25 protein-coding genes are annotated in these 23097 nt (G+C 67.1%); 10 read left to right on the forward strand and 15 right to left on the reverse strand.

Annotated features, from left to right (window positions below; translation table 11 throughout):
* Nucleotides 1-36: 36 nt before the first annotated feature.
* The 4 genes from FHW78_RS04735 to dmeF form a co-directional block, all read right to left on the reverse strand.
* A complete protein-coding gene (locus FHW78_RS04735) occupies nucleotides 37-948 on the reverse strand; it encodes a sensor domain-containing protein (RefSeq protein ID WP_183638371.1) in 912 nt (303 codons plus the stop codon).
* Nucleotides 945-1307: a PadR family transcriptional regulator gene (locus FHW78_RS04740; protein ID WP_183638373.1), complete on the reverse strand. Its 363-nt coding sequence runs from the start codon at nucleotides 1305-1307 to the stop codon at nucleotides 945-947. Before FHW78_RS04740 ends, FHW78_RS04735 begins: the two co-directional genes overlap by 4 nt.
* Before the next feature lie 145 nt (nucleotides 1308-1452).
* Nucleotides 1453-1770, reverse strand: coding sequence for a hypothetical protein (locus FHW78_RS04745; RefSeq protein WP_183638375.1), 318 nt, complete (start codon nucleotides 1768-1770; stop codon nucleotides 1453-1455).
* Nucleotides 1771-1900: 130 nt separating this feature from the next.
* Entirely contained in the window at nucleotides 1901-2920 is a 1020-nt protein-coding gene (gene dmeF / locus FHW78_RS04750) for a CDF family Co(II)/Ni(II) efflux transporter DmeF (RefSeq protein WP_183638377.1), read from the reverse strand.
* 63 nt (nucleotides 2921-2983) lie between these two features.
* Here dmeF and FHW78_RS04755 point away from each other — a divergent pair, with 63 nt between their 5' ends.
* From FHW78_RS04755 to FHW78_RS04780, 6 genes are all read left to right on the forward strand, one after another.
* The gene (locus FHW78_RS04755; protein ID WP_183638380.1) at nucleotides 2984-3256 is read left to right on the forward strand and encodes a metal/formaldehyde-sensitive transcriptional repressor; all 273 of its coding nucleotides are present in this window, start codon (nucleotides 2984-2986) and stop codon (nucleotides 3254-3256) included.
* Nucleotides 3257-3322: 66 nt separating this feature from the next.
* Nucleotides 3323-4237, forward strand: coding sequence for a peptidylprolyl isomerase (locus FHW78_RS04760; RefSeq protein WP_183638385.1), 915 nt, complete (start codon nucleotides 3323-3325; stop codon nucleotides 4235-4237).
* A 183-nt stretch (nucleotides 4238-4420) separates the two neighbouring features.
* Nucleotides 4421-4735, forward strand: coding sequence for a metalloregulator ArsR/SmtB family transcription factor (locus tag FHW78_RS04765; protein ID WP_183638387.1), 315 nt, complete (start codon nucleotides 4421-4423; stop codon nucleotides 4733-4735).
* A 34-nt stretch (nucleotides 4736-4769) separates the two neighbouring features.
* A complete protein-coding gene (locus tag FHW78_RS04770; RefSeq protein ID WP_183638390.1) occupies nucleotides 4770-6179 on the forward strand; it encodes a DUF2867 domain-containing protein in 1410 nt (469 codons plus the stop codon).
* Nucleotides 6180-6430: 251 nt separating this feature from the next.
* Nucleotides 6431-6661: a hypothetical protein gene (locus FHW78_RS04775; protein ID WP_183638392.1), complete on the forward strand. Its 231-nt coding sequence runs from the start codon at nucleotides 6431-6433 to the stop codon at nucleotides 6659-6661.
* An 18-nt stretch (nucleotides 6662-6679) separates the two neighbouring features.
* The gene (locus tag FHW78_RS04780) at nucleotides 6680-7522 is read left to right on the forward strand and encodes a hypothetical protein (RefSeq protein ID WP_183638395.1); all 843 of its coding nucleotides are present in this window, start codon (nucleotides 6680-6682) and stop codon (nucleotides 7520-7522) included.
* A 54-nt stretch (nucleotides 7523-7576) separates the two neighbouring features.
* On the opposite strand, the gene FHW78_RS04785 is transcribed toward FHW78_RS04780, so the two are convergent.
* The 3 genes from FHW78_RS04785 to FHW78_RS04795 all read right to left on the reverse strand — a co-directional run bounded on the left by FHW78_RS04785 (nucleotide 7577) and on the right by FHW78_RS04795 (nucleotide 9562).
* The gene (locus FHW78_RS04785; protein WP_183638398.1) at nucleotides 7577-8395 is read right to left on the reverse strand and encodes an SGNH/GDSL hydrolase family protein; all 819 of its coding nucleotides are present in this window, start codon (nucleotides 8393-8395) and stop codon (nucleotides 7577-7579) included.
* Between the two features lie 67 nt (nucleotides 8396-8462).
* Nucleotides 8463-8705 carry a cyclase gene (locus FHW78_RS04790; RefSeq protein ID WP_183638401.1) on the reverse strand — a complete coding sequence of 81 codons (243 nt, stop codon included), beginning with the start codon at nucleotides 8703-8705 and terminating at the stop codon, nucleotides 8463-8465.
* Nucleotides 8702-9562: a DMT family transporter gene (locus tag FHW78_RS04795; protein WP_183641137.1), complete on the reverse strand. Its 861-nt coding sequence runs from the start codon at nucleotides 9560-9562 to the stop codon at nucleotides 8702-8704. Before FHW78_RS04795 ends, FHW78_RS04790 begins: the two co-directional genes overlap by 4 nt.
* A gap of 158 nt (nucleotides 9563-9720) precedes the next feature.
* Between FHW78_RS04795 and FHW78_RS04800 the strand changes: the two genes are divergently transcribed.
* Entirely contained in the window at nucleotides 9721-10647 is a 927-nt protein-coding gene (locus tag FHW78_RS04800; RefSeq protein ID WP_183638404.1) for a LysR substrate-binding domain-containing protein, read from the forward strand.
* A 21-nt stretch (nucleotides 10648-10668) separates the two neighbouring features.
* Here FHW78_RS04800 and FHW78_RS04805 read toward each other — a convergent pair whose 3' ends face one another.
* From FHW78_RS04805 to FHW78_RS04820, 4 genes are all read right to left on the reverse strand, one after another.
* Nucleotides 10669-13080 carry a TonB-dependent receptor gene (locus FHW78_RS04805; protein ID WP_218533500.1) on the reverse strand — a complete coding sequence of 804 codons (2412 nt, stop codon included), beginning with the start codon at nucleotides 13078-13080 and terminating at the stop codon, nucleotides 10669-10671.
* Nucleotides 13081-13258: 178 nt separating this feature from the next.
* A complete protein-coding gene (locus FHW78_RS04810; protein WP_183638406.1) occupies nucleotides 13259-14143 on the reverse strand; it encodes a DUF2785 domain-containing protein in 885 nt (294 codons plus the stop codon).
* Nucleotides 14144-14186: 43 nt separating this feature from the next.
* Nucleotides 14187-14972: a DUF4349 domain-containing protein gene (locus FHW78_RS04815; protein WP_255443140.1), complete on the reverse strand. Its 786-nt coding sequence runs from the start codon at nucleotides 14970-14972 to the stop codon at nucleotides 14187-14189.
* Nucleotides 14973-14980: 8 nt separating this feature from the next.
* Nucleotides 14981-15328 (reverse strand): GFA family protein, encoded by a 348-nt coding sequence (locus FHW78_RS04820; protein WP_183638409.1) that lies wholly within the window; start codon nucleotides 15326-15328, stop codon nucleotides 14981-14983.
* Nucleotides 15329-15450: 122 nt separating this feature from the next.
* On the opposite strand from FHW78_RS04820, the gene FHW78_RS04825 reads away from it, so the two are divergent.
* Nucleotides 15451-17259 carry a DUF885 domain-containing protein gene (locus FHW78_RS04825; RefSeq protein WP_183638412.1) on the forward strand — a complete coding sequence of 603 codons (1809 nt, stop codon included), beginning with the start codon at nucleotides 15451-15453 and terminating at the stop codon, nucleotides 17257-17259.
* Nucleotides 17260-17405: 146 nt separating this feature from the next.
* Here the strand turns inward: FHW78_RS04825 and rraA are convergent, their stop codons facing one another.
* Together rraA and FHW78_RS04835 are read right to left on the reverse strand one after the other, a co-directional pair.
* Nucleotides 17406-17882: a ribonuclease E activity regulator RraA gene (rraA, locus tag FHW78_RS04830; RefSeq protein ID WP_183638415.1), complete on the reverse strand. Its 477-nt coding sequence runs from the start codon at nucleotides 17880-17882 to the stop codon at nucleotides 17406-17408.
* Nucleotides 17883-17902: 20 nt separating this feature from the next.
* Nucleotides 17903-18904 carry a lipid A deacylase LpxR family protein gene (locus FHW78_RS04835; RefSeq protein ID WP_183641143.1) on the reverse strand — a complete coding sequence of 334 codons (1002 nt, stop codon included), beginning with the start codon at nucleotides 18902-18904 and terminating at the stop codon, nucleotides 17903-17905.
* A 177-nt stretch (nucleotides 18905-19081) separates the two neighbouring features.
* Here FHW78_RS04835 and FHW78_RS04840 point away from each other — a divergent pair, with 177 nt between their 5' ends.
* Both FHW78_RS04840 and FHW78_RS04845 read left to right on the forward strand, forming a co-directional pair.
* Nucleotides 19082-19507 carry a VOC family protein gene (locus FHW78_RS04840; RefSeq protein ID WP_183638418.1) on the forward strand — a complete coding sequence of 142 codons (426 nt, stop codon included), beginning with the start codon at nucleotides 19082-19084 and terminating at the stop codon, nucleotides 19505-19507.
* A 17-nt stretch (nucleotides 19508-19524) separates the two neighbouring features.
* Complete coding sequence (locus FHW78_RS04845; protein ID WP_183638420.1) at nucleotides 19525-20343, forward strand: DUF72 domain-containing protein; 819 nt, start codon at nucleotides 19525-19527, stop codon at nucleotides 20341-20343.
* Nucleotides 20344-20564: 221 nt separating this feature from the next.
* On the opposite strand, the gene FHW78_RS04850 is transcribed toward FHW78_RS04845, so the two are convergent.
* Together FHW78_RS04850 and FHW78_RS04855 are read right to left on the reverse strand one after the other, a co-directional pair.
* Nucleotides 20565-21848, reverse strand: a complete 1284-nt coding sequence (locus FHW78_RS04850; protein WP_183638423.1) for an MFS transporter — start codon at nucleotides 21846-21848, stop codon at nucleotides 20565-20567.
* Between the two features lie 377 nt (nucleotides 21849-22225).
* On the reverse strand, nucleotides 22226-22876 hold the full coding sequence (locus FHW78_RS04855; protein ID WP_183638426.1) for a Pr6Pr family membrane protein: 651 nt from the start codon (nucleotides 22874-22876) through the stop codon (nucleotides 22226-22228).
* Nucleotides 22877-23097: the final 221 nt, after the last annotated feature.

Raw genomic sequence — 23097 nt, forward strand, 5'->3', positions numbered from 1 at the left:
GCCCCTTTCTGCATTTGCGGCAGGAACCGGGTGGGCTCACACCACCGGCGTGCGCACCAGCAACTGCTTGGCGAGCCAGCCGTGCACCTTGCCCACGCCGCGCGCCAGATGCAGGGTGGCGAACAGCAGCAGCACGCCGGACGCGCAGACGAAGGGCAGCAGCCAGGGCGCGTCGTAGGCCAGGTTCCAGTCGTCGAACCAGATGCCGGCGTGCGGCAGCAGTAGCGCCAGCGGCGCGGCGGCCAGGCCCAGCGACAGGCTCAGCAGGGTCACCGCCACGCTGAAGTACAGCACGCCCAGCGGTTGCATCAGCAGGAAGTACAGCATCGCCGTCCACGTGCCGCCGTCGGTGAACATCTCCTTGATCCGGGTCAGCCAGGGCTTGTCGCGCTGGGTGTACAGCGGCCGGCGCGGCATGCGTTCGCCCAGCAGCGCTTCGACGATGCGGCCCTCCACCAGTGACAGCACCCGCACCGAGGCCAGGAACAGCATCAGCAGCGGGATGCCGATGATCAGGATCAGCAGGCCGACCGACAAGCTGGCACCGGTGACCACCCAGGTGAAGTAGAAGACGCCGGTCGCCAGCGACAGCAGCATGTAGAACAGCGCGCCATAGGTGCGCGGATCCGCCGCCACGCCGAAGAAGCGTCCAATCGCCGAGCGGCGCTTCGGCGGCGCCGGCGGCTTGAGCGCGCGGGTCACCGTCACTTCGGTCTCGCGATAGATGTCGGCGACCTCCTCGGGTGCGCCGTAGCTGCCGGCCACCGAGGCGATCACCTCGGCCTCGCTCTTGCCGGCTTGCTCGGCCAGTTCCGAACGCAGGTACTCCTCGGCGTCGTACAGGGCGTCCTGGATCAGCGCCGGATCCGCGCCGGCCAGCGCGGCCCGCAACTGCTCCAGGTATTCGGGGATGGAAGTGGGAAGACGCGGCGTGGTGGTGGTGTTCATGCGGTTATCCCCGACAGGACGGAATCGACGGAATCACGGGTGGCGCGCCAGGCGGCCGCCCAGGTCTGCAGGGTCTCCCGCCCTGCCTCGGTGATGCGGTAGTAGCGTCGCGGCGGACCGGCGATGGAAGGCTCGACGAAGCTGTCGAGCAGGCCGGCGCCCTCCAGGTTGCGCAGCACCGGATACAGCGCGCTCTGCTTGCCGCTGAGCACACCGTCGCCGACGCGTTCGAGCTGCTTGGCGATCAGGTAGCCGTACATCGGTTCGCCGGCCTGGGCCAGCACGGCCAGCAGGGCGAGCGACACCGTACCGGCGCTCAGCTCCTTCTGGAACTTCTTCAGGTAGGTATCGGCTTCCACCTTGGCGGTCTCCGGGGACTAGCGTGGAGACGATGCTATTGCGAAGTTGACTATAGCGAATGTGCTATTAGTCACTGGGCCGGATGACCGGCCTCACCACCCGGCCAGCAAGCATTCGCGTGGCCGGAAGCGGTGATGACATCGTTCAAACGCGGCCGCGGCGCCGCCAGCTCCGGCCGCAGGCGCGGCAGACGCAGCGCAGTTCCCCGCCGCGTCCCGGGCGCTCCGGGCCCAGCAGCCCGCCACAGCGGCACAGCAGATCGGCGGTCCGCCGCGCCCGCCACAGGCGGGCGGTCGTCCACAGCCCCAGCGCCCCGGCCAGGACGAACAGCGCATAGGGCGTCCAGTCCCAGCCGGCCGGCGTGGCGGCCGACACGGATTGCGCCCGCGCCTGCGATACCGCCAGCGAAGCCACGAACGCGGCGGCCAGCGCCGCCGCCGTCGGCGCGTAGGCCCGCGCCACACTCCAATCCCATCGATCCTGCATCGGCCATGTCCCCGTCGTCGCGTGGAGGCCGATTGTCCGCAGCGCGGTCGCGCCGGTTGAGACGCGCGATCAGGGGAATACCTGGCACCGGCGTGCCCCGCCTCCCTCAACCCGGCGGATGCGCCTCATGCACCTCGACGGTGACGTGGACCAGTTCCTCGTGCACCTGCAACGCACGCCGGTAGTGATCCGGCGAATGCGGCCGCGCGGCGACCAGCGCCACCTCGCAGGCGTACTTGTCCCGGCCAACCCGCCAGACATGCAGGTCGGTGATTTCGGTATCGGGTTCGGCCGCGATCACCTCGCGGATCTCCTCCACCACCGGCGCATCCATCTCCGCGTCCAGCAGCACCCGCCCACTCGCGCGCAGCAGGCCCCAGGCCCAGCTCAGCACCAGCGCCGATCCGATCAGTCCCATTACCGAATCCATCCAGCGCGCGCCCCAGATCCAGCCCGCCGCCAGCGCGACGATCGCCAGCACCGAGGTGGCGGCATCGGCGACGACGTGCAGGTAGGCGGCGCGCAGATTCAGATCGTGATGGCCGGGATGCACGTGGTGGCCATGGGAGTGCCCGTCATGCGCGCGCGCTGCGTGGTGATGTCCAGCGTGACCGTGATGGTGATCCCCGTGATCGTGCGCATGAGCATGCCCGTGGTGGTGGTGCGCGTGTCCGTCCTTCAGCCACCAGGCGCAGAGCAGGTTCACGCCCAGGCCGACGACCGCGATGACGATGGCCTCGCGGTAATGGATCGCCACCGGATGGATCAGGCGTTCGACCGACTGGATCGCCATCAGGGCGGCCACGCCGAGCAGCAGGATCGCACTGGTGTAGCCCCCCAGCACTTCAACCTTCCAGGTGCCGAACGCGAAGCGGTGGTCCTGCGCATGGCGGCGCGCGAACCGGTAGGCGAACACCGACAGTCCCAGCGCCAGCGCGTGCGAACTCATGTGCCAGCCATCGGCCAGCAGCGCCATCGAGTTGAAGTACCAGCCGCCGGCGATCTCCACCACCATCATCGCCGCGGTCAACAGCACCGCGCGGCGGGTGTTGCGTTCGGCCAGCGGGTTGCCTTCATCGAAGACGTGTTCGTGGCGACGGGCGGCGGCGGCGGCTGACAGGGTCATGGTGGCGGAATGGGGACGAGGGAAGCACTCGCATTCTATACCCCCCGGGGGTATATTCGTTCCATGTCGCATATCAGCCGTGATCGCAGCCGCCTGCAGACCCGCGTCCGTCGCCTCAAGGGGCAGGTGGAAGCGCTCGACAAGGCCATCGCCGAAAGCACCGACTGCCTCGCGGTATTGACCCAGGCGGCCGCCGTGCGCGGCGCGGCGCAATCGTTGATGCTGGCCCTGCTCGACGATCACCTGCACGAGCACCTCGTCGCCGAAGACGACGCCGGCACCCGGCAGGCCGAAGCCGAGGCCCTGGCCGGCATGCTGCGCAGCTACTTCAAGTAGGCCGCGCGCGACGAAGCACCGACTGTGCGTAGAATCCGGCCATCCCATCACCGGAACGCATCGCCCATGTCCCTGCGCACCACCCTGCTGGCCTCCGCCGTGGCGCTGGCCGCCGCCCTGCCGCTGTCGGCCGCCGAACCGGCCAAGTACCGCAGCGCCCAGGAAATCCTCGACGCGTCGCCGGCCGGCGACTGGCGGACCCTGGATCCGGCCAACACGCTGTACATGGAGCTGGAAAGCGGCCGGGTGATCATCGAGCTGGCGCCGGCGTTCGCGCCCGAGCATGTCGGCAACATCCGCACGCTGGCGCACGAGGGCTTCTGGAACGGCCTCAACATCTACCGCTCGCAGGACAACTGGGTGGTGCAGTTCGGTGATCCGACCGAGGACGAAGCCAAGCGCAAATCGATCGGGACGGCCAAGGCCAAGCTGCCGGCGGAGTTCGAGCGCAAGGCCGAAGGGCTGCGCTTCGATCGCCTGCCCGACGCCGACGGCTGGGCGCCGCAGGTCGGTTTCGTCGACGGCTTCCAGGCCGGACGCGATCCGGCCACCGGCCAGGCCTGGATGGCGCATTGCTACGGCACCCTCGGCGCCGGCCGCGACACCGCGCCGGACAGCAGCAACGCCACCGAACTGTACGTGGTGATCGGCCAGTCGCCGCGCCAGTTGGACCGCAACATCACCGTGGTCGGCCGGGTGGTGAAGGGGATGGAACTGCTGAGCGTGATCAAGCGCGGCCCGGATCCGATGGGCATGTACGACAAGCCCGCCGACTACACGCCGATCAAGGCGATCCGTCTGGCCAGCGACGTGCCGGAAGCCGAGCGCACCGCGCTGCAGCTGCTGCGCACCGATTCGAAGACCTTCGCCGACGCCACCGAGGCGCGCCGCAACCGCCGCGATGCCTGGTACGTGCGGCCGGCCGGCCACATCGACCTGTGCAACGTGCCGCTGCCGGTGCGCGCACCGAAGCAGGGCTGACGTTTCTCCGGCGCCGGCTTGCGCCGACGGCCGACGGCCCCTCTCCCTCCCGGAGAGGGGCTTTGCATTTCAGGGAGGGAGCACCGCCGCGCCTGCATTCCGACCAACGGCCGGGAGCGGGCTTGACAATGCCGGTGGGCGCGCCCGATATTTAACCAATACGTTAATTGGTTAAATCATTACATGGCCGTCGACCGCATCTTCGAAGCGCTGGCGTCCCGCCCCCGCCGGGAAATCCTCGCCTACTTGTCCGCGCAGGAACTGACCGCCGGCGAGATTGCCGAGCGCTTCGAGATGAGCGCCCCGGCCATCTCGCGGCATCTGTCGGTGCTCGAGAACGCCGGGCTGGTCAGCAGCGAGCGGCGTGGTCAGTACGTGTTCTACCGGCTGGTGCCGGACAGCCTGGTCAACACCCTCACCGGATTCGCCTTCGAGATCTGCCCCACCGCCGGGCCGCTGAAACGCGAAGCGCGCCGGCGCACCGCCAAGGCCCGCTGAAGTTCCCCCGCCCAGCACGACAGGATTCCGCACGATGGCCAGCACCACCGAACCGGTTGCCACCTTTCCCCATGCGCGCATCCGCTCGCGCACGGGAGGACTTCCGGTGGAGGTGTTCCTGATCGCGCAGCTCGGTCACGGCGCCGGTGACCGCATGTATGCCGAAGCCACCGCGCGCCAGCGCGCCCATCCCCATTTCATCGACGAACTCGACGAACCCTCGACCAGGCTGGCCGGTACCGATTTCGACAAGGGCGACGCCACCGCGCTCTATACCTTCGCGGTGGGTCCGCAGGGCCATCCCTTCCACCGCCACGCCGGCCACCGGGTATTCACCGCGGTCACCGGCAGCGCGGGCGCGCTGCTGCGCTTCTCCACCGCCTCCGACGCGCAGATCGCCGCCGATCCGCACAGCTTCATCGACGCGCTGCACCACGTGCGGCTGCCGCCGGACAGCCTGTTCACCGTCCGCTTCGGCGATGGCGCCTGGCACCAGTTCGCCGCGCCGCACGCCGGTTCCACCCACCCGGTGTTCTTCGCGCTGTCCTGCCACACCGACGAACTGGGTGGTCCCTTGCCGCAGGCCGAACGCGATCGCGTGCTCAGCGGCGACGCCAACCTCGCTTCGCTGACAGAGCTGCTGCCGGATGCGGTGCTTGCGTTGCTGGAAGACATGCCGCCGGACGCCGCCGCCATCCCCACCGTCGCGCTGGCCTTCGACGCCGCGCCCGGCAGTTCCCGGCAACGCCTGTGCGCGCGGGTGCGTGGTGTGCTGGGCAACCTGCGCGGCGCGATATCCCGCTGGCGGCATGCGCGCGGCTACATCGCCGGACGCGGTCCGCGCGTGAGCGCGCTGGCGGAACCTCTCCCGCACTCGCTGCTGCGCGAGGAACTCGCGGGTGAATTCCACCATCAGGACACCTTCGTGCTGAGCGTGCGTGGAGAGGGATTCATGGGCCTGCGCGCGTCGCGGGTGCTGGCCGACGTGCTGGACGGTTTCCTGCAGCATCGGCCCGCGGGCGTCAGCGCGCTGATGACACTGCGCAACGTGCTGGTCAGGCCGCTGCGGCTGCGCACCTCGCCGCTGGGCTGCCCGGTGTCATCGCTGCTGTCGCCGCAGCGTGATCGGTTGTTCCTGGACCGCTTCCCGGTGCTGGCGCAGCAGGTGATACAGGGCGATCGCCTCGCCGAAGTGGTGCTGGGCGCGGACGATCGCCATCTGGTATTCCGCTCCTGCGTGGGTGTGCGGATCGTGTCCGACGATCGCATCGACATCAGCCTCGGCACCCGCGTCCGTTGCAGCAACCTGTTCGGCCATGCGTACCTTGCCCTGATCGATCACGTGCATCGCGAGTACGTCGCCCCTGCGATGCTGCGCGCGGCCGTAGAAAAGGCGGCCGAGCACAGTGAAGTACTGGTCGCCCGTGACGGGCTGTTCGCCTGATGGCGAACGACTGCAATTCCAGTACAGATTAGCCGCCTGCTGTACAAGCGATGCAATCGCTGCACGGCCGAACCGCATGATCTGCAATTGTCGGCTGGTCCCAATTCCCATATGACGCAATGACAGCTACCTGTCTGACATTTCCGATGTCAGTGAACGGGTTCAGCCTTTCACTCAAAAGACATTGATTCTCATTTGTATTTGATCTTTACTCGCCCCGTCGGGCGACCGGCGATATCCGCGAGGTGGGCATGCGAAAGATAAAAGGTGGCTGCGCGTTGGCCCTTCTGTCGGACTTCACAGCGCTGGCATTGCTGTCCGCATCCATGGTGACGACTGGCGTGCTTGTCATCTACTGCACTTCCATATCGATGCTGCTTTCCCTGACTGCAATCGGTGTGTCGCGGGGAATATTGCGAACCATGGGCTTCCTGCTAGTCGCTGCGGCGCTGATGCGAACCCTCGCTCATCTCGTCAACTAACGAATAGAAGGAACGTCTATGTCACGAGTCATCATCATCGTCATTGGCTTATTCTCTCTCTGCGCTTTCTCACCATCTGCAAATGCGCAAGGCTTGCACGCAATTCCTTGCGAAGGGTGCTCACTACAAGAGATGAGAAGAGCCGCTTCAGCGGAGATTGATTTTGGAGGAATCATTATCTTCAGTCTTTCTACCGGGGACATAGAGAACGTCATAATCACTCCCACAGGAAGAATCCACCAAGGCCGCATAACAGATGAAATGGCTGCGTATTTCACGGAGCTTGTTTGGCTCTACAGAAACAACGGAAACTCACTCAAATTCAGCTATTCGCTCCCCTCATCGGCCAACGCAATCAAGCGCAGCGAGGCTTCAGCGGCAGGCAAAGAACTTCCAATGAGCGCCTATGAGGCGCTTAGCAACTCAAGCAGAATGAACAATCTGCTCGACCATATGCACAATCGCTACCCCTCAATAATCGCGGGTGCAAACAGCGTATTTCGCGTCTTCAATCCTGTGACATGGCTAAATTCGAATGCAGCTTCCGTCCGTGTGGAAGTTCGATTTCCTGATGGAACCAGACTAGAAGTCGTTTACAGCTACGAAAAAAATAAGTGGGAAAGAGTTCCCAACAGCGCAAAAGATGCGCACAACAACTCAATCCCTGAGACGCGAGAGGAATTCGCAGAGCGAGGGTACCAAGAGTATGAATTTCGCGCCCCCCCGGATACCGACCTGATCAACTTCGTAAACTGGGCTACGGTGCATGGCATCACGATGACGGGCTCCATAGTGGAAAGGGTCATCGCCTGCACCAACGTTGAGGGCAACATCCATTGCCGTTCCATCAGAAAATGGTGATTTTTCGGGAATGGCTATCTCTGTCATCAATCAGGCTTTCCCCGTTGAGGGCCTTCACTCTCGAAGTTCGCCTGTCGCCGTCGCCAGCGCCTCATCGATGGCCTGCTGCGCCAACGGCGCCATCACCGCGTAACCGGCGGGAGTGGGGTGCACGCCGTCCGCCGCCAGGCGGGCGTCCAGCCCACCTTCGGCGTTGCTCATCGCGCCGTGATAATCGAGGTAGACCGCGCCGGTGTCGCGCGCGTAGCCACGCATCCAGGCGTTGAGATCGCGGACCTTGCCGGCCGGATGCAGGCCAGGTCGCCACGGATAGTCGCTGACCGGCAGCACCGAGGCCAGTACGACGCGAATGCCATGGGCCCGCGCCAGTTCGGCCATCGAGCGCAGATTGTCCTCGATCATTTCCAGCGTGGCCGGGCCGGTGTTGCCGGCGATGTCGTTGGTGCCGGCGAGGATGACGACGGCGGCCGGCTTCAGGGCGATCACGTCCTGGCGGAACCGCACCAGCATCTGTGCGGTGGTCTGCCCGGAGATGCCACGATTGACGTAGGGCTTGCCGGGAAAGAACGCGGTGCCGTCCACGCGTCCCCAGCCATCGGTGATCGAGTCGCCATAGAACACCACCCGCTGTTCGCCAGATGCCGGTGGCGGCAGCGCCGCGTTGTCCTCGCGGTAGCGCGCCAATTGCGGCCAGTCGACCAGGCGCTGCTGGAGCGAGGCGATCTGTTCCGGCTTCAAGGATGCCGATGGCGCCACGAACAACGGATCAACCGCCTGTGCGGTTGCGTCCTTCCCGTCCTGCGCGTTCACCGGCACCTGCGCCAGCGAAGCAAGCGCGAGCACCGTCCATCCCCCAGCCAGCCAACGTTTCATCGCATGTCCCGGAAACCGAATCCGCCAGCAGTGTACGTCGGCGCGAGCGAAACGGTCAGGCCAGGGTTCAGGCGTCGCCTTCGGTCCGTTTGTGCGCTTCCCGGATGATGCGCTTGTTGCGGATGCGCACCGCGCCGACCATCAGCAGGCGCAGGTCGCGCACGATGTAGCCGGCCAGCGCGGCGTCTTCGATGTCGTCGCCGTGCAAATCCAGGCGGAAGTCCTGCCCTTGCAGGCCACCGCCATTGCTGAAGTCGATCTCGAAATCGAACACCACCCGCTTCTGCGCGGCCGCCGCGATGTCGTTCATGGCTTCGGCGCCCGCTGGCTGAAGGCGACGCTGCCCAGGATCAGCAGGCCGGCGGCCAGCATCGCCGGGGTCACCGGCTCGCCCAGGAACAGCCAGGCGAAGGCCGCGCCGAACAGCGGCACCAGGTAGGTCACGGTCGCCGCGCGGGCGGCGCCGATGCGCTGGATCAGGCGGTAGTACAGCAGGAAGGCATAGCCGGTGCAGAGCACGCCAATCGCGATCGCGCTGCCCCAGGCCAGCGGCGAGATGGCGTTCGTCGGCCAGTGGGTGGCGGCGAACGGCGCCAGCAGCAGCGCCGAGCAACCCAGTGTGGCCGCGGCCGCGGCCGCTGGCGGAATGCCGCCCAGGTGACGGCGGACCAGGTTGACGCCCACGCCGTACAGCAGCGCCGCGGTCGAGCCTGCGACCACCGCCATGCCGACGCTGATGCCGCCGGCCTTGCTGGTCGCCAGCAGCACCACGCCGCCAAAGCCGACCAGCAGCGCGATGGCACGGCGGGTACCGATCTTTTCGCCGAAGAACAGGAAGCCGATCAGCGCGGCGAACAGCACCGTCATCGCGTTGCAGATCGCACCGATGGCGGCCGGCGAACGCTGCGCGGCCCAGGCGAACAGCAGGAACGGGATGGCCGAGTTGATCAGCCCGATGATCGCCAGCTTCGGCCACATCGCGCGGGTGAACACCGCGCGGTCGCGCCACAGGAACGGCAGCAGCACCAGCGCGCCCAGGGTCAGCCGGATATCCACCAGCGCGAACGCGCCGAAGGGCTCGGCCGCGATGCGCATGAACAGGAACGAGCTGCCCCAGATGGCGCCCAGGACCAGCAGTTCGATCGGGGTTCGCCAGTCACGTGTCATCCCGCCTCCCAGCGAATCCGCCTTGCCCGCATCCGCCACCGCGCCGTTGCCCGCCATCGCCGTTCACCTGTTTTGTGTCTCGGCCATTCTGGCGCGCACCACAAGGCCCGCAAGCGCATATTATGCGGGCGAGCCACAAATCTGGTTGATGTCTCCCCATGAATCTGCGCCCCGCCCTGCTGCCCGCCCTGGGCGTGTTCGCCGCCGCCGCCCGGCACCAGAATTTCGCCCATGCCGCGGAAGAGCTGCACCTGACCGCCAGCGCGGTCAGCCACCACATCCGCAAACTGGAATCATTGCTGGGCGTGGCCCTGTTCCAGCGCCACGCGCGCGGGGTCAAGCTGACCCAGGAGGGCCGGCAACTGGCGGACGCGGCCACCGCCGCGCTGACCGACATCGAGGGAGTCGCGGCCAACCTGCGCCATGCGGACGGTGTTTCGGTGCTGCGGGTGACCACCCTGCACTCGCTGGCCTATTGCTGGCTGGTGCCGCGGCTGCCGCGCTTCACCGCCCTGCATCCGCATATCCGCCTGCAACTGGACACCGGCACCGCGCTCACCCGCTTCGACGAGGGCGGCCCCGACCTGGGCATCCGCCACGGTCCGGGCCAGTGGCAGGGCCTGACCGCGCAGCACCTGATGGACGACGAACTGTTCCCGGTCGCCTCGCCGGGCCTGCCGGGTGTCGAGGCGGTGAGGACGCCGCGCGACATCGCCCGCCTGCCGCTGGTCACCGATCTGGCCCTGCAGGGTTGGCGCGACTGGTTCCGCGCGGCCGGCGTGCGCGGCCTGCGACTGCCGGAGATGCACAGTTTCAGCGACAGCACCGACGTGATGCGCGCCAGCGTCTACGGCGTGGGCGCGGCGCTGGCGCGCAGGGTCATCGCGCAGCCTTACCTGCAACGCTACGAACTCATCCGCCTGCCCGGCCCGTCGTTGAAGGCGCGCTTCGCCTATTACGTGGTGCATCCATCGCACAAGGCGCCGCGTCCGGCCGCGCTGGCCTTCATCGACTGGCTGAAGGCCGAGGCCGAGGACGAGCGCACGCCGTTGCCGCCGATTCCGGCGGATTTGCTGGGACGCTGAAATCCACCCGCCCGTTCCGGCTCAGAAGCGATACCAGAAGCGCGCGAAATAGGACGCGCCGTTCAGGCCGAACTGCACGCTCTCGTAGATGTGGCCGTTGTCGGTCTCGTTGGGATCCTGCCGGGTCGGAAACACGTCGAACACGTTGGCGCCGCCGAGGGTCAACTTGGCGTTGTCGGTGAAGCTGTAGGTGATGCTCAGGTCCGCCGAGGTCTTGGCCTTGTAATGCTGGTCCGGCACCGGCGGGCCGGAGAACGTGCCCAGCGTCTGCGAGCCGAAGTGGATGATCTTCATGCCGAAGTCCCAGCGATCCAGCGCGTAGTCGAATCCCAGCACCGCCTTGTTGCGCGGCGCGCCGTTTTCCACGAACAGGCGATCGCGCGGCGACAGCAACACCTCCTCCCGACCGGCGAGCGCCGGCGGCGTATGCACCTGGGTCACCTCGGTCTTGCTGTAGTTGGCGGCCAGGTAGGTGCTGAGCTTGCCCGCGCCCGCCTGCGCCTCCCACGACAAGGTCAGATCAACGCCGGTGGTGCGCGTGTCCACCGAATTGAAGAAGAAGCGCGCCAGGCCCACGTCCAGCGCCTCCAGCGCCGCGCCGATGACCGGATCGCTGGTGTCGAACTCGCCGCTCAGCACCACCCGGTCGTCGATCTCGATGCGGTAGGCATCCAGGGTCATCGATACCGCCGCGGTCGGCGACCAGGTGAAGCCCAGCGTGCCGCCGCGCGAGGTTTCCTCCTTCAGCGCGGGAATCCCGGCCAGGTTGGCGAGCGCACCGCCATTGGGCGCGATCACCACGTCCACCGGTTCGCCGCTGATGAAATCGGTGATGGTGGAGGAGAAATATTTCTGTTGCAGCGAGGGCGCGCGGAAGCCGGTGCTCACCGAGCCGCGCAACAGGAACGCGTCGCTCACCCGGAAAGCCATCGCCAGCTTGCCGTTGAGGGTGTTGCCGAAATCGCTGTAGTCCTCGTAGCGCGCGGCCAGGCCGAGCATCAAGCGCTCGGTGAAGTCGATTTCCACGTCGGCGTACGCGGCCCAGCTGTCGCGATGCTTGTCGGTCACGTCACCCGGCTGGAATCCCGGAAAACCCTGGCTGCCCGGATTGCCGCCCTCGCCCGCGCCGTCCACATCGAGATAGGAACCCGGTTCGCCCGCGCGGATACGGTAGTCCTCGCGCCGGTGCTCGGCGCCGAAGGCCAGGTTGAGGCCGTGCAGCACGTTGTCGAAGTAGCGCGACACGTCCGCGTTGATGGTCTTCTGCTTGAACGAGAAACCGCCGGCGTCGAAGCGGCTGGGGCTGATGCCGGCGCCGCCATTGAGAAGATCCTGGTTGGCGATGGACGCGTTGAGGGTATGGTCGATGGTGTAGCGCAGTTCGTTGTAACCGTAGGTGTGCGAGACATCCCAATGCCACTGGCCGATGTCGCCGCGCAGGCCGGCGATGCTGTAGCGATCCTGCAGATCGCCGTTGATGAAGGGCACGAAGCCGTCCGGATACATCGCCGCCGAATTGCGCGAGGGAATGTCCTCCGAACCGATGCCCTCGCGCGCGAACGCCGCCGATGACGCATCGCGATCCTGCATGCCGGCGGTGAAGTAGAACTCGGCGGATTCGGTCAGCGGAAGATCGCCGTTGAGGTAGAGGGTTTTGTTCTTGACCTGGCTGTCGCCGATGATGCGCAGCGGATTCTCGGCGGTGGCGCGGTTGGAGCGATCCCGGTCCTGCCATTCGCCGGTCACCGCGAAGTGGCCGCCGTTGGACAGGGCCAGGCCGCAGTAGGCCGAAGCGATCCAGTTCTCGCCGTCGCCACGCGAGTATTGGCCCCAGCCGGCGATCGCCTCGCAACCGGGACGACGCTTCAGGGCGATGTTCATCACCCCGGCGATCGCGTCCGAACCATACTGGGCGGCCGCGCCGTCGCGCAGCACCTCGACCCGGTCGATGGCCAGCATCGGCAAAGAGTTCAGGTCGGTGCCGGTGTTGCCGCGATCGCGCGCGCCGTAGATGTTCACCAGCGACACCGTGTGCCGGCGCTTGCCGTTGACCAGCACAAGGGTCTGATCCGAACCCAGCCCGCGCAATGCGGCGCCGTCGATCAGGTCGGCGCCGTCGGCGCCGGTCTGGCGCGTGGAAATCAGCGAGGGTGCGGTGTATTGCAGGGTCTGGGCGAGGTCGAACTGGGCGCCCTGCTCTGCCGCCTGCGCCATCGGGATCACGTCCACCGGCACCGGCGACTGCGTATCCGAACTGCGCACCACCCGGCGCGAGCCGAGCACGGTGACCTGATCCAGGGTGGTCGCTTCCGTCTGTCCGGCGTCCGGCGGCGCCTGCTGCTGCGTGGTGGCGTCCTGTGCGGCGACGCCCTGCGTGGCCGCCATCAACACCAGGGAACAACGCACGAAGAAGGACAGACGGTTCCGTTGCATAGGCGATCCCCGGTTGGCGTATGGAAGCGCGTTGCGCGCCTGCCCGAATCTACGCCCGGGTCCGCATGAGCGACCAGAGACAAAACCGTTTCCACGCGAGAACGTAACCCGCGCTACCGCACCGGCGCGGCGTACCTCACAACCTGATCGCGACCGGCTTGGCGAACTCACGCCGCCTTCACGGCACCGCCTTGATCCCCGCCACCACTGCCGGCTTGAGCGCCTGCACCTTCGCATCGGCGGACTGATCCGCTTCCAGGTAAAGACTGCCGAGGAAGGCGATCAGATCATGCCGGCGCGCCAGCCAGGCGACGTCGCGATACGCCTGCTCCTGATTGCCCAGGCGCTGCGGCAGGCCGGTGAACCAGGCCTGCCATTCCGCATCGCTCAGTACGCCACGACGGGCGATGAAGATCACCGGCCGGGCCAACCGCCCGGGTTCGCCGAACACGTAGGCATGCGGTTGCTCGGGCACGATCTGCAAGGTGAGCGCCGCCAGGATCTGTTCGACCTGATCGCGATTGACCTGATCGTTGGACGCCAGTTGCAGCAGCCAGTCGGCGCCGTGCGCCACGCCATGGCGCCAGCCTTCCTTCGCGTCGAATCCGCGATAGTCGTTCACCGAGGCCAGGTAGCGGGTCGCGCGCTTGACCATGTCGGCGCGCTCGTCCGCGCTCAACCAGGGTTGCAGGCGATCCGTGCGCGCGACCTCGGACAGCATCAGCGCCGCGAACGGATGGGTGAAGCCTTCGGGATCCTTGCCATCCAGTTGCGCGTACAGCCGCTCCAGCAGTTGCCGGCGCACCGGTTCGGCCAACTGGTCGCCGCGCAACCACGTCGTGATCGCCTCGTAGGCGATGCCGTCGCGGACTTCGGGATCGGGATCGGACAGGCAATCGACCAGCCCGATCGCCAGCGCATCGCGCGCGGCCGCGTCCTCCATCGCGAACTTCTGCTCTTTCAGCAGCCGAAGCGACGCCGCGTCCGTGCCTTCCGGCGGGCAGCCCGCCCAGGCCGGCGTGGACAAGAGGAATGCTGCCGTCAACGCGATGCGATGCCACATGTCCGGTTCTCCGTGAAAGATGAAAGGCGAAGCGATGCTCCAATCAGGCTTTCCTGCGTCGCCAGCGCCGCACCAGGCTGATCAGCACCCACAGCACCAGCCCGACCGGGATCAGGAACGCTACCGCCCGGATCGTCCATGCGGTGCCGGTGGACAGGGTGGCGGTGAAATCGCGCAGCGCCTGGCGGATCTCGCCGCGCCCGCTCTGCCCGCCGGGCGGGACGAATCCGAGGGTCACGCGCTGGGTGTCGATGCGGTGGCGATGCTGCGCGCCTTCCTGCTGCGCCGCCTGCAACTGCGCCTCGACCTGGGCCAACTGCTGCGACAACGCGATCATGTCGGCCACCGCCAGATCGCGGCGCTGCTGGAATTCGAGCAGGCGCTCGCGCTCGCGGCCAAGCCGGTCCTGCAGCAGGTGGTTGTCGCCGACCGCCCGCGCCAGGTCCTCCGCCCGGGTATTGCGGCTGCCGATGTCTGCGCCCTTCGCCGCCTGCGCGATGAAAGGCTCCACTCCCTCCGGAACGATGCGCACGGTCAGGCTGGCGCGCGGATGGTCGCCTCCCTGCTGGCTGACCTCCAGCACGCTGCACTGGCCGAACTTGCCGCTGCCGCAGGCCTGCTGGCTGGCCTTGAGGCGGTCGGGAATCGCCTTCTCCTCCAGCAGGATTTCCACGTCGTGTTCGTACGCCAGCATCGCGCCGTCGGAATTGCGCACGGCGGATGCCGGCGCGGCGGCGGCGCCACTTTCGTGGCGCGCGCATCCGGCCGCAAGCAGCAGCGCCAGCATTGCTCCCGCGCCCACGCGCAGGACAGGTTTGCCGGTGATCATGGGCGTCCTCAGAAGCTCGCGCCGTCGATCGGCACCACTTTCAGCGTCGCCAGCTCCACATCGGGCAGGCAGCGCACGTTGATGGCGATCATCGGCCCGCTCTTCGGGTTGTCACCCTCGCCGTAGACGGCGATGCCGCAGTTCGGGCAGAAGCGGTGCTGGATGGCGTGCTTGTTGAAGGTGTAGGTGCCCACCTCGCCTTCCCCGCGGGTCAGTTGGAACGCGGACCGCGGTCCGAACCACAGCAGCCCGCCGCGGCGGCGGCACATCGAACAATTGCAGTCGTAGACCTCGGCGATGTCGCCTTCCACCTCGAACGCGATGCGGCCGCAATGGCAACTTCCCTGGTGTTTCATCTTTCGTTTGCTCCTGCTGGTGGGCATCGGAGCCACAAGGGTAATCGAATGGCAGATGCGGCGGGGCGGCCCAGCGGCTAAGGTGTCGGCCCCGTCCTTTGTGCACTGCCGCGAGAATGTCGATGCGCCACAGCCTGCTTGCCCTTGCCCTCCTGACCAGCCTGGCCGCCTGCCAGAAGACCGATGCACCCGCCCCCGGCGATGCCCCCGCGGCCACGGCCGCCGCGGCTGACGCGCAGGCCGACGCGCGTTTCGCCGACCTGTCCAAGCGCGCGCTCGAAGGCTGGCTGCAACTGTCGCCGGTCAGCGCCACCCAGATTGGCGAACACCGCTACGACAGCGAGATCGACGACCTGAGCGCCGAAGGCCGGAAGAAGAGCCTGGAGTTCAGCCGTAAAATGCTGGCCGAACTGGGCGCGATGGATGTTTCGAAGCTGTCCCGCGAGAACCAGGTGGACGCGGCGATCCTGCGCAACCAGCTGGAATACGACGCCTGGGGCAACGAGACCCTGCAGTCCTGGGCCTGGGATCCGCAGGTCTACAGCGGCCTGGCCGGTGGCGCCCTGTACAACCTGATGGCGCGCGAGTTCGCGCCGCTGCCGGATCGCCTGAAGTCGGCGATCGACCGCATGGAGAAAATCCCGACCCTGCTGGCGCAGGCCCGCGCCAACCTGGATCCGGCGCGGGTGCCGAAGATCCACGCCGAGACGGTCGCCAAGCAGAACGCCGGCATCCTCAGCATCGTCGACAGCTTCATCACCCCGCACGCGAAGGAACTGCCGGAAGCCGAGCAGCAGCGACTGGCCGCGGCCACCGGGACCCTCAAGAAGGCGGTGGAGGAACACCAGCAATGGCTGGACAAGACCCTGGTGCCCAACGCCAAGGGCGATTTCCGGGTCGGCGAGAAGATTTACGACCAGAAGCTCAAGTTCGCCCTGCTCTCCTCGTTGTCGCGCGCGGAGATCAAGCAGCGCGCCGAGGGTGAGCTCAAGCGTGTGCGTGGCGAGATGTACGCGATCGCGCAGCAGGTGCTGAAGGACAAGCCGGGTGCGCCCGCGCTGCCGGCCTCGCCCGGCGACGAGCAGCAGCAGAAGGCCATCGAGGCGGCGCTGGAACTGGCCTATGCCGAGCGCCCGGCACGCGACAAGGTCGTGCCCGATGCCGAGGCCGCGCTGAAGTCGGCCACCGACTTCGTCCGCGCCAAGGATCTGGTGACCCTGCCGGACGCGCCGGTCGATATCATCCCGATGCCGGAATTCCAGCGCGGTGTGGCGGTGGCGTACTGCGATTCGCCCGGTCCGCTGGACAAGAACCTCAAGACCTTCTACGCGATCTCGCCGATTCCGGAAGACTGGAGCCAGGCGCAGGTCGACTCGTTCCTGCGCGAATACAACAGCCGGATGATCCACCTGCTGAGCATCCACGAAGGCACGCCGGGGCATTATCTGGAAGGCTGGCATTCGGCCAAGTTCCCCTCGACCCTGCGAGCGGTGCTGCGTTCGGGCCTGTTCGCCGAAGGCTGGGCGGTCTACACCGAGCGGATGATGGCCGACGCCGGTTACCTGGACAACGATCCGCTGTTCCGGCTGGTGCAGCTGAAGTTCTACCTGCGCACCATCGGCAACGCCATCCTCGATCAGGGCGTGCACGTGGACGGCTGGAGCCGCGAACAGGCGATGGACCTGATGGTCCGGCAGACTTTCCAGCAGGAACGCGAGGCCGCCGGCAAGTGGACCCGTGCGCAGCTCAGCTCGGCGCAGCTGCCGACCTATTTCGTCGGCGCGCAGGAGCATTTCGATCTGCGCAAGGCGATGGAAGCCAAGCTCGGCGACAAGTTCAACGCCAAGGCCTACCACGACCAGGTGCTGTCCTACGGCGCACCGCCGGTGCGTTTCGTGCGCGAACTGATGCTGGACGAACCGATCCAGTGATCGATGGCGGGCGGGAGGGGTTTTCCTTCCGCCCCTTTCTCTCGGGAAACCGATGATCGTCCCTGTGGGAGCGACGTAAGTCGCGAACCCTTCATTTCAAAGAATCGCGACTTACGTCGCTCCCACAGGGGGGCGCCTGCACGCGCTCATACCAACTTCCGCGCACTGACAATCACGCCATTGGCATCCGCGTACAGCCAGTGGCCGGGATGGAAATCGACGCCGGCAAAGCGCACCGGCACATCCACTTCGCCCAGGCCGCGCTTCTCGGTCTTCATCGGGTGCGCGGCCAGCGCCTGCACGCCCAGATCCAGTTGCGCCAGCACCTCGACATCACGCACCGCGCCGTGGATCAGGAATCCGGTCCAGCCATTGCGCGCCGCGGTCGCCGCGATCTGATCGCCCAGCAGCGCGCGGCGCAGCGAGCCGCCGCCATCCACCACCATCACCCGTCCCTGCCCCGGCGTGCCGGCCAGTTCGCGCACCCGCGAATTGTCCTCGTGGCAGCGCACCGTGGCGATGGCGCCATGGAAAGCCACCCGGCCGCCGTACCCACGGAACAGCGGCTCGGCGACCTGTACGTCGGGGTGGGTGTCGCAGAGATCCGGCGTGGTCCAGTCCATCGCTGTCTCCGTGGCGCCGCTCAGAAGGTGCGGCTGATGGTGAAACTGCCGAACACCGGCCGTTCCTTCTGCCCGTCGAACTCGCGGGTACTGTGGTAGCGGGCCAACGCGAATTTCCAGCGACCGTACATGAAGGCCAGGCCATAGCCGTACTCGCCGACGAAGGCCCGCTTGTCCACGCTGTGGCTGTCCTTGAAGGTGTTGCCGTCCAGGGTAATGTCGCGCAGCACCCAGCGTGCGTCGGTGGTCAGGAACATGTGGAAGCCCAGCACGTCCGGTGGAATCCGGCTGCCGGTCGGCGCGGTGTTCTCGCCCGCCGGCCGCAGCGGCGTGCTGCCGAAATCGTTGGGCAGGTAACGGCCGAAACGCACTTCGCCACCGACATTGGCATAGGTGGTCAGCGTGCCGAGCGTGCCGCCGTAGTGGCCGACCGCGTCCCAGCTCCAGATGCCTTCCTGTTCCGGGGCGAACCGGCGCATGCGCTCATGCACGATGCGGAACACCGGCTCGTCCCGCAGCTGGTTGTCCCAGCCCTCGAACCTGTCGCCGCCGGTGATCTTGTGGACCTCGTTCTGCACCTGCTTGCCCAACGCGGACGGGCCGACGATGCCGAACTGCAACTGGGTGGTGCGCAGGTGGTCGCCATTGCGGGCGTTGTAGCCCAGGCTCGCCAGCAACACGCCGGCATACGGTCGGTCATCGGGAATCACGTCGCGACGGGTCGGATCGGTCGGAGTGAAGATGCCGTGCGCGAAGCTGACCACCATGTTCTGCTGCTCGAAGCCTTCCGGCGTCAGCGCGTCCAGATGGCGGTTGATCCAGCGGGCCAACCGCGGCAGGCAGGGATCGTCGGTGTAATCCTTGAGGTTGGGCGAGACCAGCGTGAGCATCACGCCGTTGCTGTAGCCCTGGTCCTGGTGGCCGAACAGATCGTTGTCGACCCGGAAGTTGACCGTGGGCGGAAGATCGGTGGATTCGTTGCAATAGTCGCGGGCGGCGGCGGAGAAGCTGCACAGTGCCATCGCAGCCAGCAGGAGGGTTCCTGTCGAGCGCATGGGGGAGTTCCGGTACGGGAGGGAGACCGGGCGATGGGTGGGGGCGTCCGGGACGGCGACACGATAACGCAAACTGAATGCTTTCACAGGGGTCCCGGCGGCACGGACTATCCTGCCGGTCGCCCCTTGTCCCCGGAGCACCGCATGAGCCTGGCAGCCTCCACCACCTCGACCATCATCCCCTGCCTGCGCTATCGCGACGCCCGCGCCGCCATCGACTGGCTGTGCGAGGCGTTCGGGTTCGAGCGCCAGGCGGTCTACGCCGACGGCGACACCGTCCACCACGCCCAGCTCACCTTTGGCAACGGCATGATCATGCTCGGCTCCGCCTCCGGCGGCGGCGAGTGGGGGCGGCATATCGTCCAGCCCGGCGACGCCGGCGGGCGCGAGACCCAGAGCCCCTGCGTGATCGTCGCCAACGCCGACGCCCACTACGCCCGGGCCAAGGCCGCCGGCGCCGAGATCGTCATCGAACTGGCGGATCAGGACTACGGCGGGCGCGGCTATGCGTGCAAGGATCCGGAGGGTCATCTGTGGTGGTTCGGCAGCTATGATCCCTGGAAGACCTGACCGGACCGGCTGCCCGCATGACTGATCTGTGCTCCGGCGCCCACGGCGCCCCCCAGGCCATCCGGGTCGGCATCGGTGGCTGGGTGTTCGCGCCCTGGCGCAACAATTTCTATCCCGCCGGCCTGGTCCAGCGGCGCGAACTGGAGTTCGCCAGCCGCCACGTCACCGCCATCGAGATCAACGGCACCTACTACGGCGCGCAGCAGCCGGCGACCTACGCCAAGTGGCGCGACGAGACCCCCGACGGCTTCCTGTTCTCGGCCAAGGCGCCCAAGCGGATCGTGCAATCGCGGGTGCTGGCGAAGACCCGGGTGCAGGTGGAGGATTTCATCGGCGGCATCGCCGAACTCAAGGACAAGCTCGGCCCGCTGGTGTGGCAGTTCGAGGCCGGGCGCAAGCTCGAGGCCGACGACTTCGCCGCGTTCCTGGACCTGCTGCCGCGCGAGGCCGCCGGCCGGCGCCTGCGCCATGTGCTGGACGTGCGCGATCCGGCCTTCATCACCCCGGACTTCCTCGCCCTCGCCCGTCGCCATGGCATGGCGACGGTGTTCACCGATTCGCCGGACTATCCGCGCTTCGCCGACCTCACCGCCGACTTCGTCTACGCGCGGCTGATGGGCACCCAAAGCGACATCGCCAGCGGCTATCCGGACGCGGAACTGGATGCCTGGGCCAGGCGCGCCCGGCAATGGGCCGAAGGTGGCGATCCCGCCGACCTGCCGCACGTCGAAGCGCCCCGCTCCGGCGATGCGCCGCGCGACGTGTTCGTCTACTTCATCAGCGCCGCCAAGGAACGCAACCCCGCCGCCGCGATGGCGCTGATCGAGCGGCTGTAGCGCCGTCTTGCAACCTTTGGGAGCGACGTAAGTCGCGATACTCACCGATTCGCGACTTACGTCGCTCCCACAAGAAGGTCAACCGCGCCGCATCGACAGCCACGCCACCAGCACGCCGACACAGTTGCAGCGCGCCGCCTGCATTGCCTGTAGGAGCGACGTGAGTCGCGACCCAGCCAAGTTTCCGGTCGCGGCTCACGTCGCTCCTACAAAGGCCTTCGTCAACCGCGCCGCATGGACAGCAGCGCCACCAGCACGCCGATGCCGCAGGCGAAGGCCACGTAGTGCGCCGGCGCGGTCTTGCCCAGATGGGTGGACAGGTAGGCCACCAGCGGTGGGGTCAGGCCACCGAACAGCGCATACGCGACGTTGTAGGAAAACGACACGCCGGAGAACCGCACCGCCGGCGGGAACGCCGCGATCATCAACGCCGGCACCGCGCCGACCACGCCGATGCAGAAACCGGTCAGCGCATAGCGCGGCACGAACTGCGAGGCATCCCCCGCCGCCAGCGGCAGGTACAGCGCATAGATCGACGCGGCCAGCGCGAGCGATCCGACCAGCAGCGTGGCCGCCACGCCGAAGCGGTCCACCGCCCAGCCCGCCGCCAGGCAACCGAAGATCAGCGCGGCCGTCGCCACGCTGCCCCCCTGGAACGCCAATGCCGGCGGCAGTCCGAACGAGGACTGCACCAGGTTGGGCGTGAGCAGCACGCCCACCACGATCGCGGCGGTCAGCAGCCAGGACGCCAGCATCGAACGCAGCACCGCGCCCGCGTGCCCGGCCAGCGCCTGCCGTACCGGCAAACCCTCCGCCAGCTGCCGGCGCGCGCGCATCTCCACGAACACCGGCGTCTCCTGTAGCCAGCGGCGCAGGAACACCGCGAACAGGCCGAACGCACCGCCAAGCAGGAACGGCAGCCGCCACCAGCCGCCGGCGACCTCGGCCGGGGTCATCGTCGTATTGATCCAGACCGCCAGCAGCGAACCGATCAGGATGCCGGCGGTGAGTCCGGCGGTCAGGCTGGCACAGGCGAAGCCCACGTGCCGCGCCGGCACGTGTTCGGCCACGAACACCCACGCGCCCGGCACCTCGCCGCCCACCGCGATGCCCTGCACGATGCGCAACAGCAACAGCAGCAGCGGCGCCAACAGGCCAATCTGCGCATAGGTCGGCAGCAGGCCGATCAGCAGGGTCGGCACCGCCATCAGCAGCACGCTGAGGGTGAACATGCGCTTGCGCCCACCGCGATCGCCGAAATGCGCCATCACGATGCCGCCCAGCGGACGCGCCAGGTAACCGGCGGCGAAGATGCCATACACCTGCAACTGCGCCAGCCACGGCTCGGTGCCCGGCGGGAAGAACAGCTCACCCAGGACGCGGGTGAAGAACACGAACACCACGAAGTCATAGAACTCCAGCGCGCCACCGAGCGCGGCCAGCCCGAGCGTCTTGCCGTCCTGCCGGTTGAACGCCCGGTGATGCTGCCCGTCGATGGAAGTCATGCGCGGTCCCGCGTTCGCCGAAGGCGGCGAACATCGCACGCCCGGCGGCCCCTCGTCCACCGCCTCCCCAAGGACGGAAACACGCCCCTCCTGTAGGAGCGACGTAAGTCGCGACCCTTTCGAAGGGTCAACTCAAAAGCCAGGAGCATCGCGACTCACATCGCTCCCACAAGGGCGGGGATGGGCGATTTCCCATCCTGTGGGAGCGACATGAGTCGCGAGCTTTTGCCTTTCGCTTATTGTCCGTCCGTCGTCCATCGCCTCCACAAGGACGGAAACACCGCTCCCCTGTAGGAGCGACGTAAGTCGCGACCCTTTCTAACGGTTCAACTCAAAGCCAAGAGCATCGCGACTGACGTCGCTCCTACAGGGGAGCATCAGAGGTTCGGGGAATATCGTCGGCGTCGCGACAGCAGGCGATCCAGGGCCAGCAGGATGCCGCCCAGCAACAGGAAGACGACCAGGATGCCGGTCGCGTTGATCGCGGTGCGGGCGTAGCCCAGCTTGCCGGCATCGATGAACGGATACGGGTACTCGCCCAGCCAGGCGCCGCGCAGCAGCACCCACGCCAGATACAGCAGCGGGAACAGCAGCCAGGCCACCGCGTCGCGCAGGTTCAAGCGGCCATGCGGCGCGGCCGCCAGCCACCACCCGACATACAGCAGCGGGGTGGCGTAGTGCAGGCCGGTGTCGGCCCACCATTGCAGTCCCCGCGGCTGCCACAGGTGGCGCAGGATCAACAGGTAGATCAGCCCGGTCACGCCGATGTACAGCGCGATGGCGCCACGCACGCGCGGCCGCGAAAAGAATCCGTCGGCACCGCGCAGCGCGGTCATGCACACCGCGACCACACCCAGGTTGCTGAGGATGGTGAAGTAGCTGAGGAAGCGCAGCGTGCCCAGCGCCACCCCGACATTGTCGCGGGTCAACTCGAGCAGCAGCAGGTACTGCAGCACCACGGATGCCGCCGAGACCGCCGCGACGATTGCGGCGAACGCGCGTCCTTTCGGGGTCGGGCCAGGTTCCATCGGCGAAGTGGCATCGGGAGACGGGCGACAGCCTGTCATAAAACCGGGCGGAACTGTGCGGCTTGCCGTGCGTTTGCGGGCTGGGAGCGCGGGCCTGTCCGTGGATGAAGGATGCGGGCTTCGGATTGTTGTTGGGTTGTCAGAGGGTATCGACTTCGGTTGCTCCCACCCCAGCCCTCCCCCGCTTGCGAGGGAGGGGGCGGGGGTGATGTGGGCAAAAG

It is taken from the genome of Pseudoxanthomonas sp. OG2 (assembly GCF_014192765.1).
Lineage (GTDB): Bacteria > Pseudomonadota > Gammaproteobacteria > Xanthomonadales > Xanthomonadaceae > Pseudoxanthomonas_A > Pseudoxanthomonas_A beigongshangi.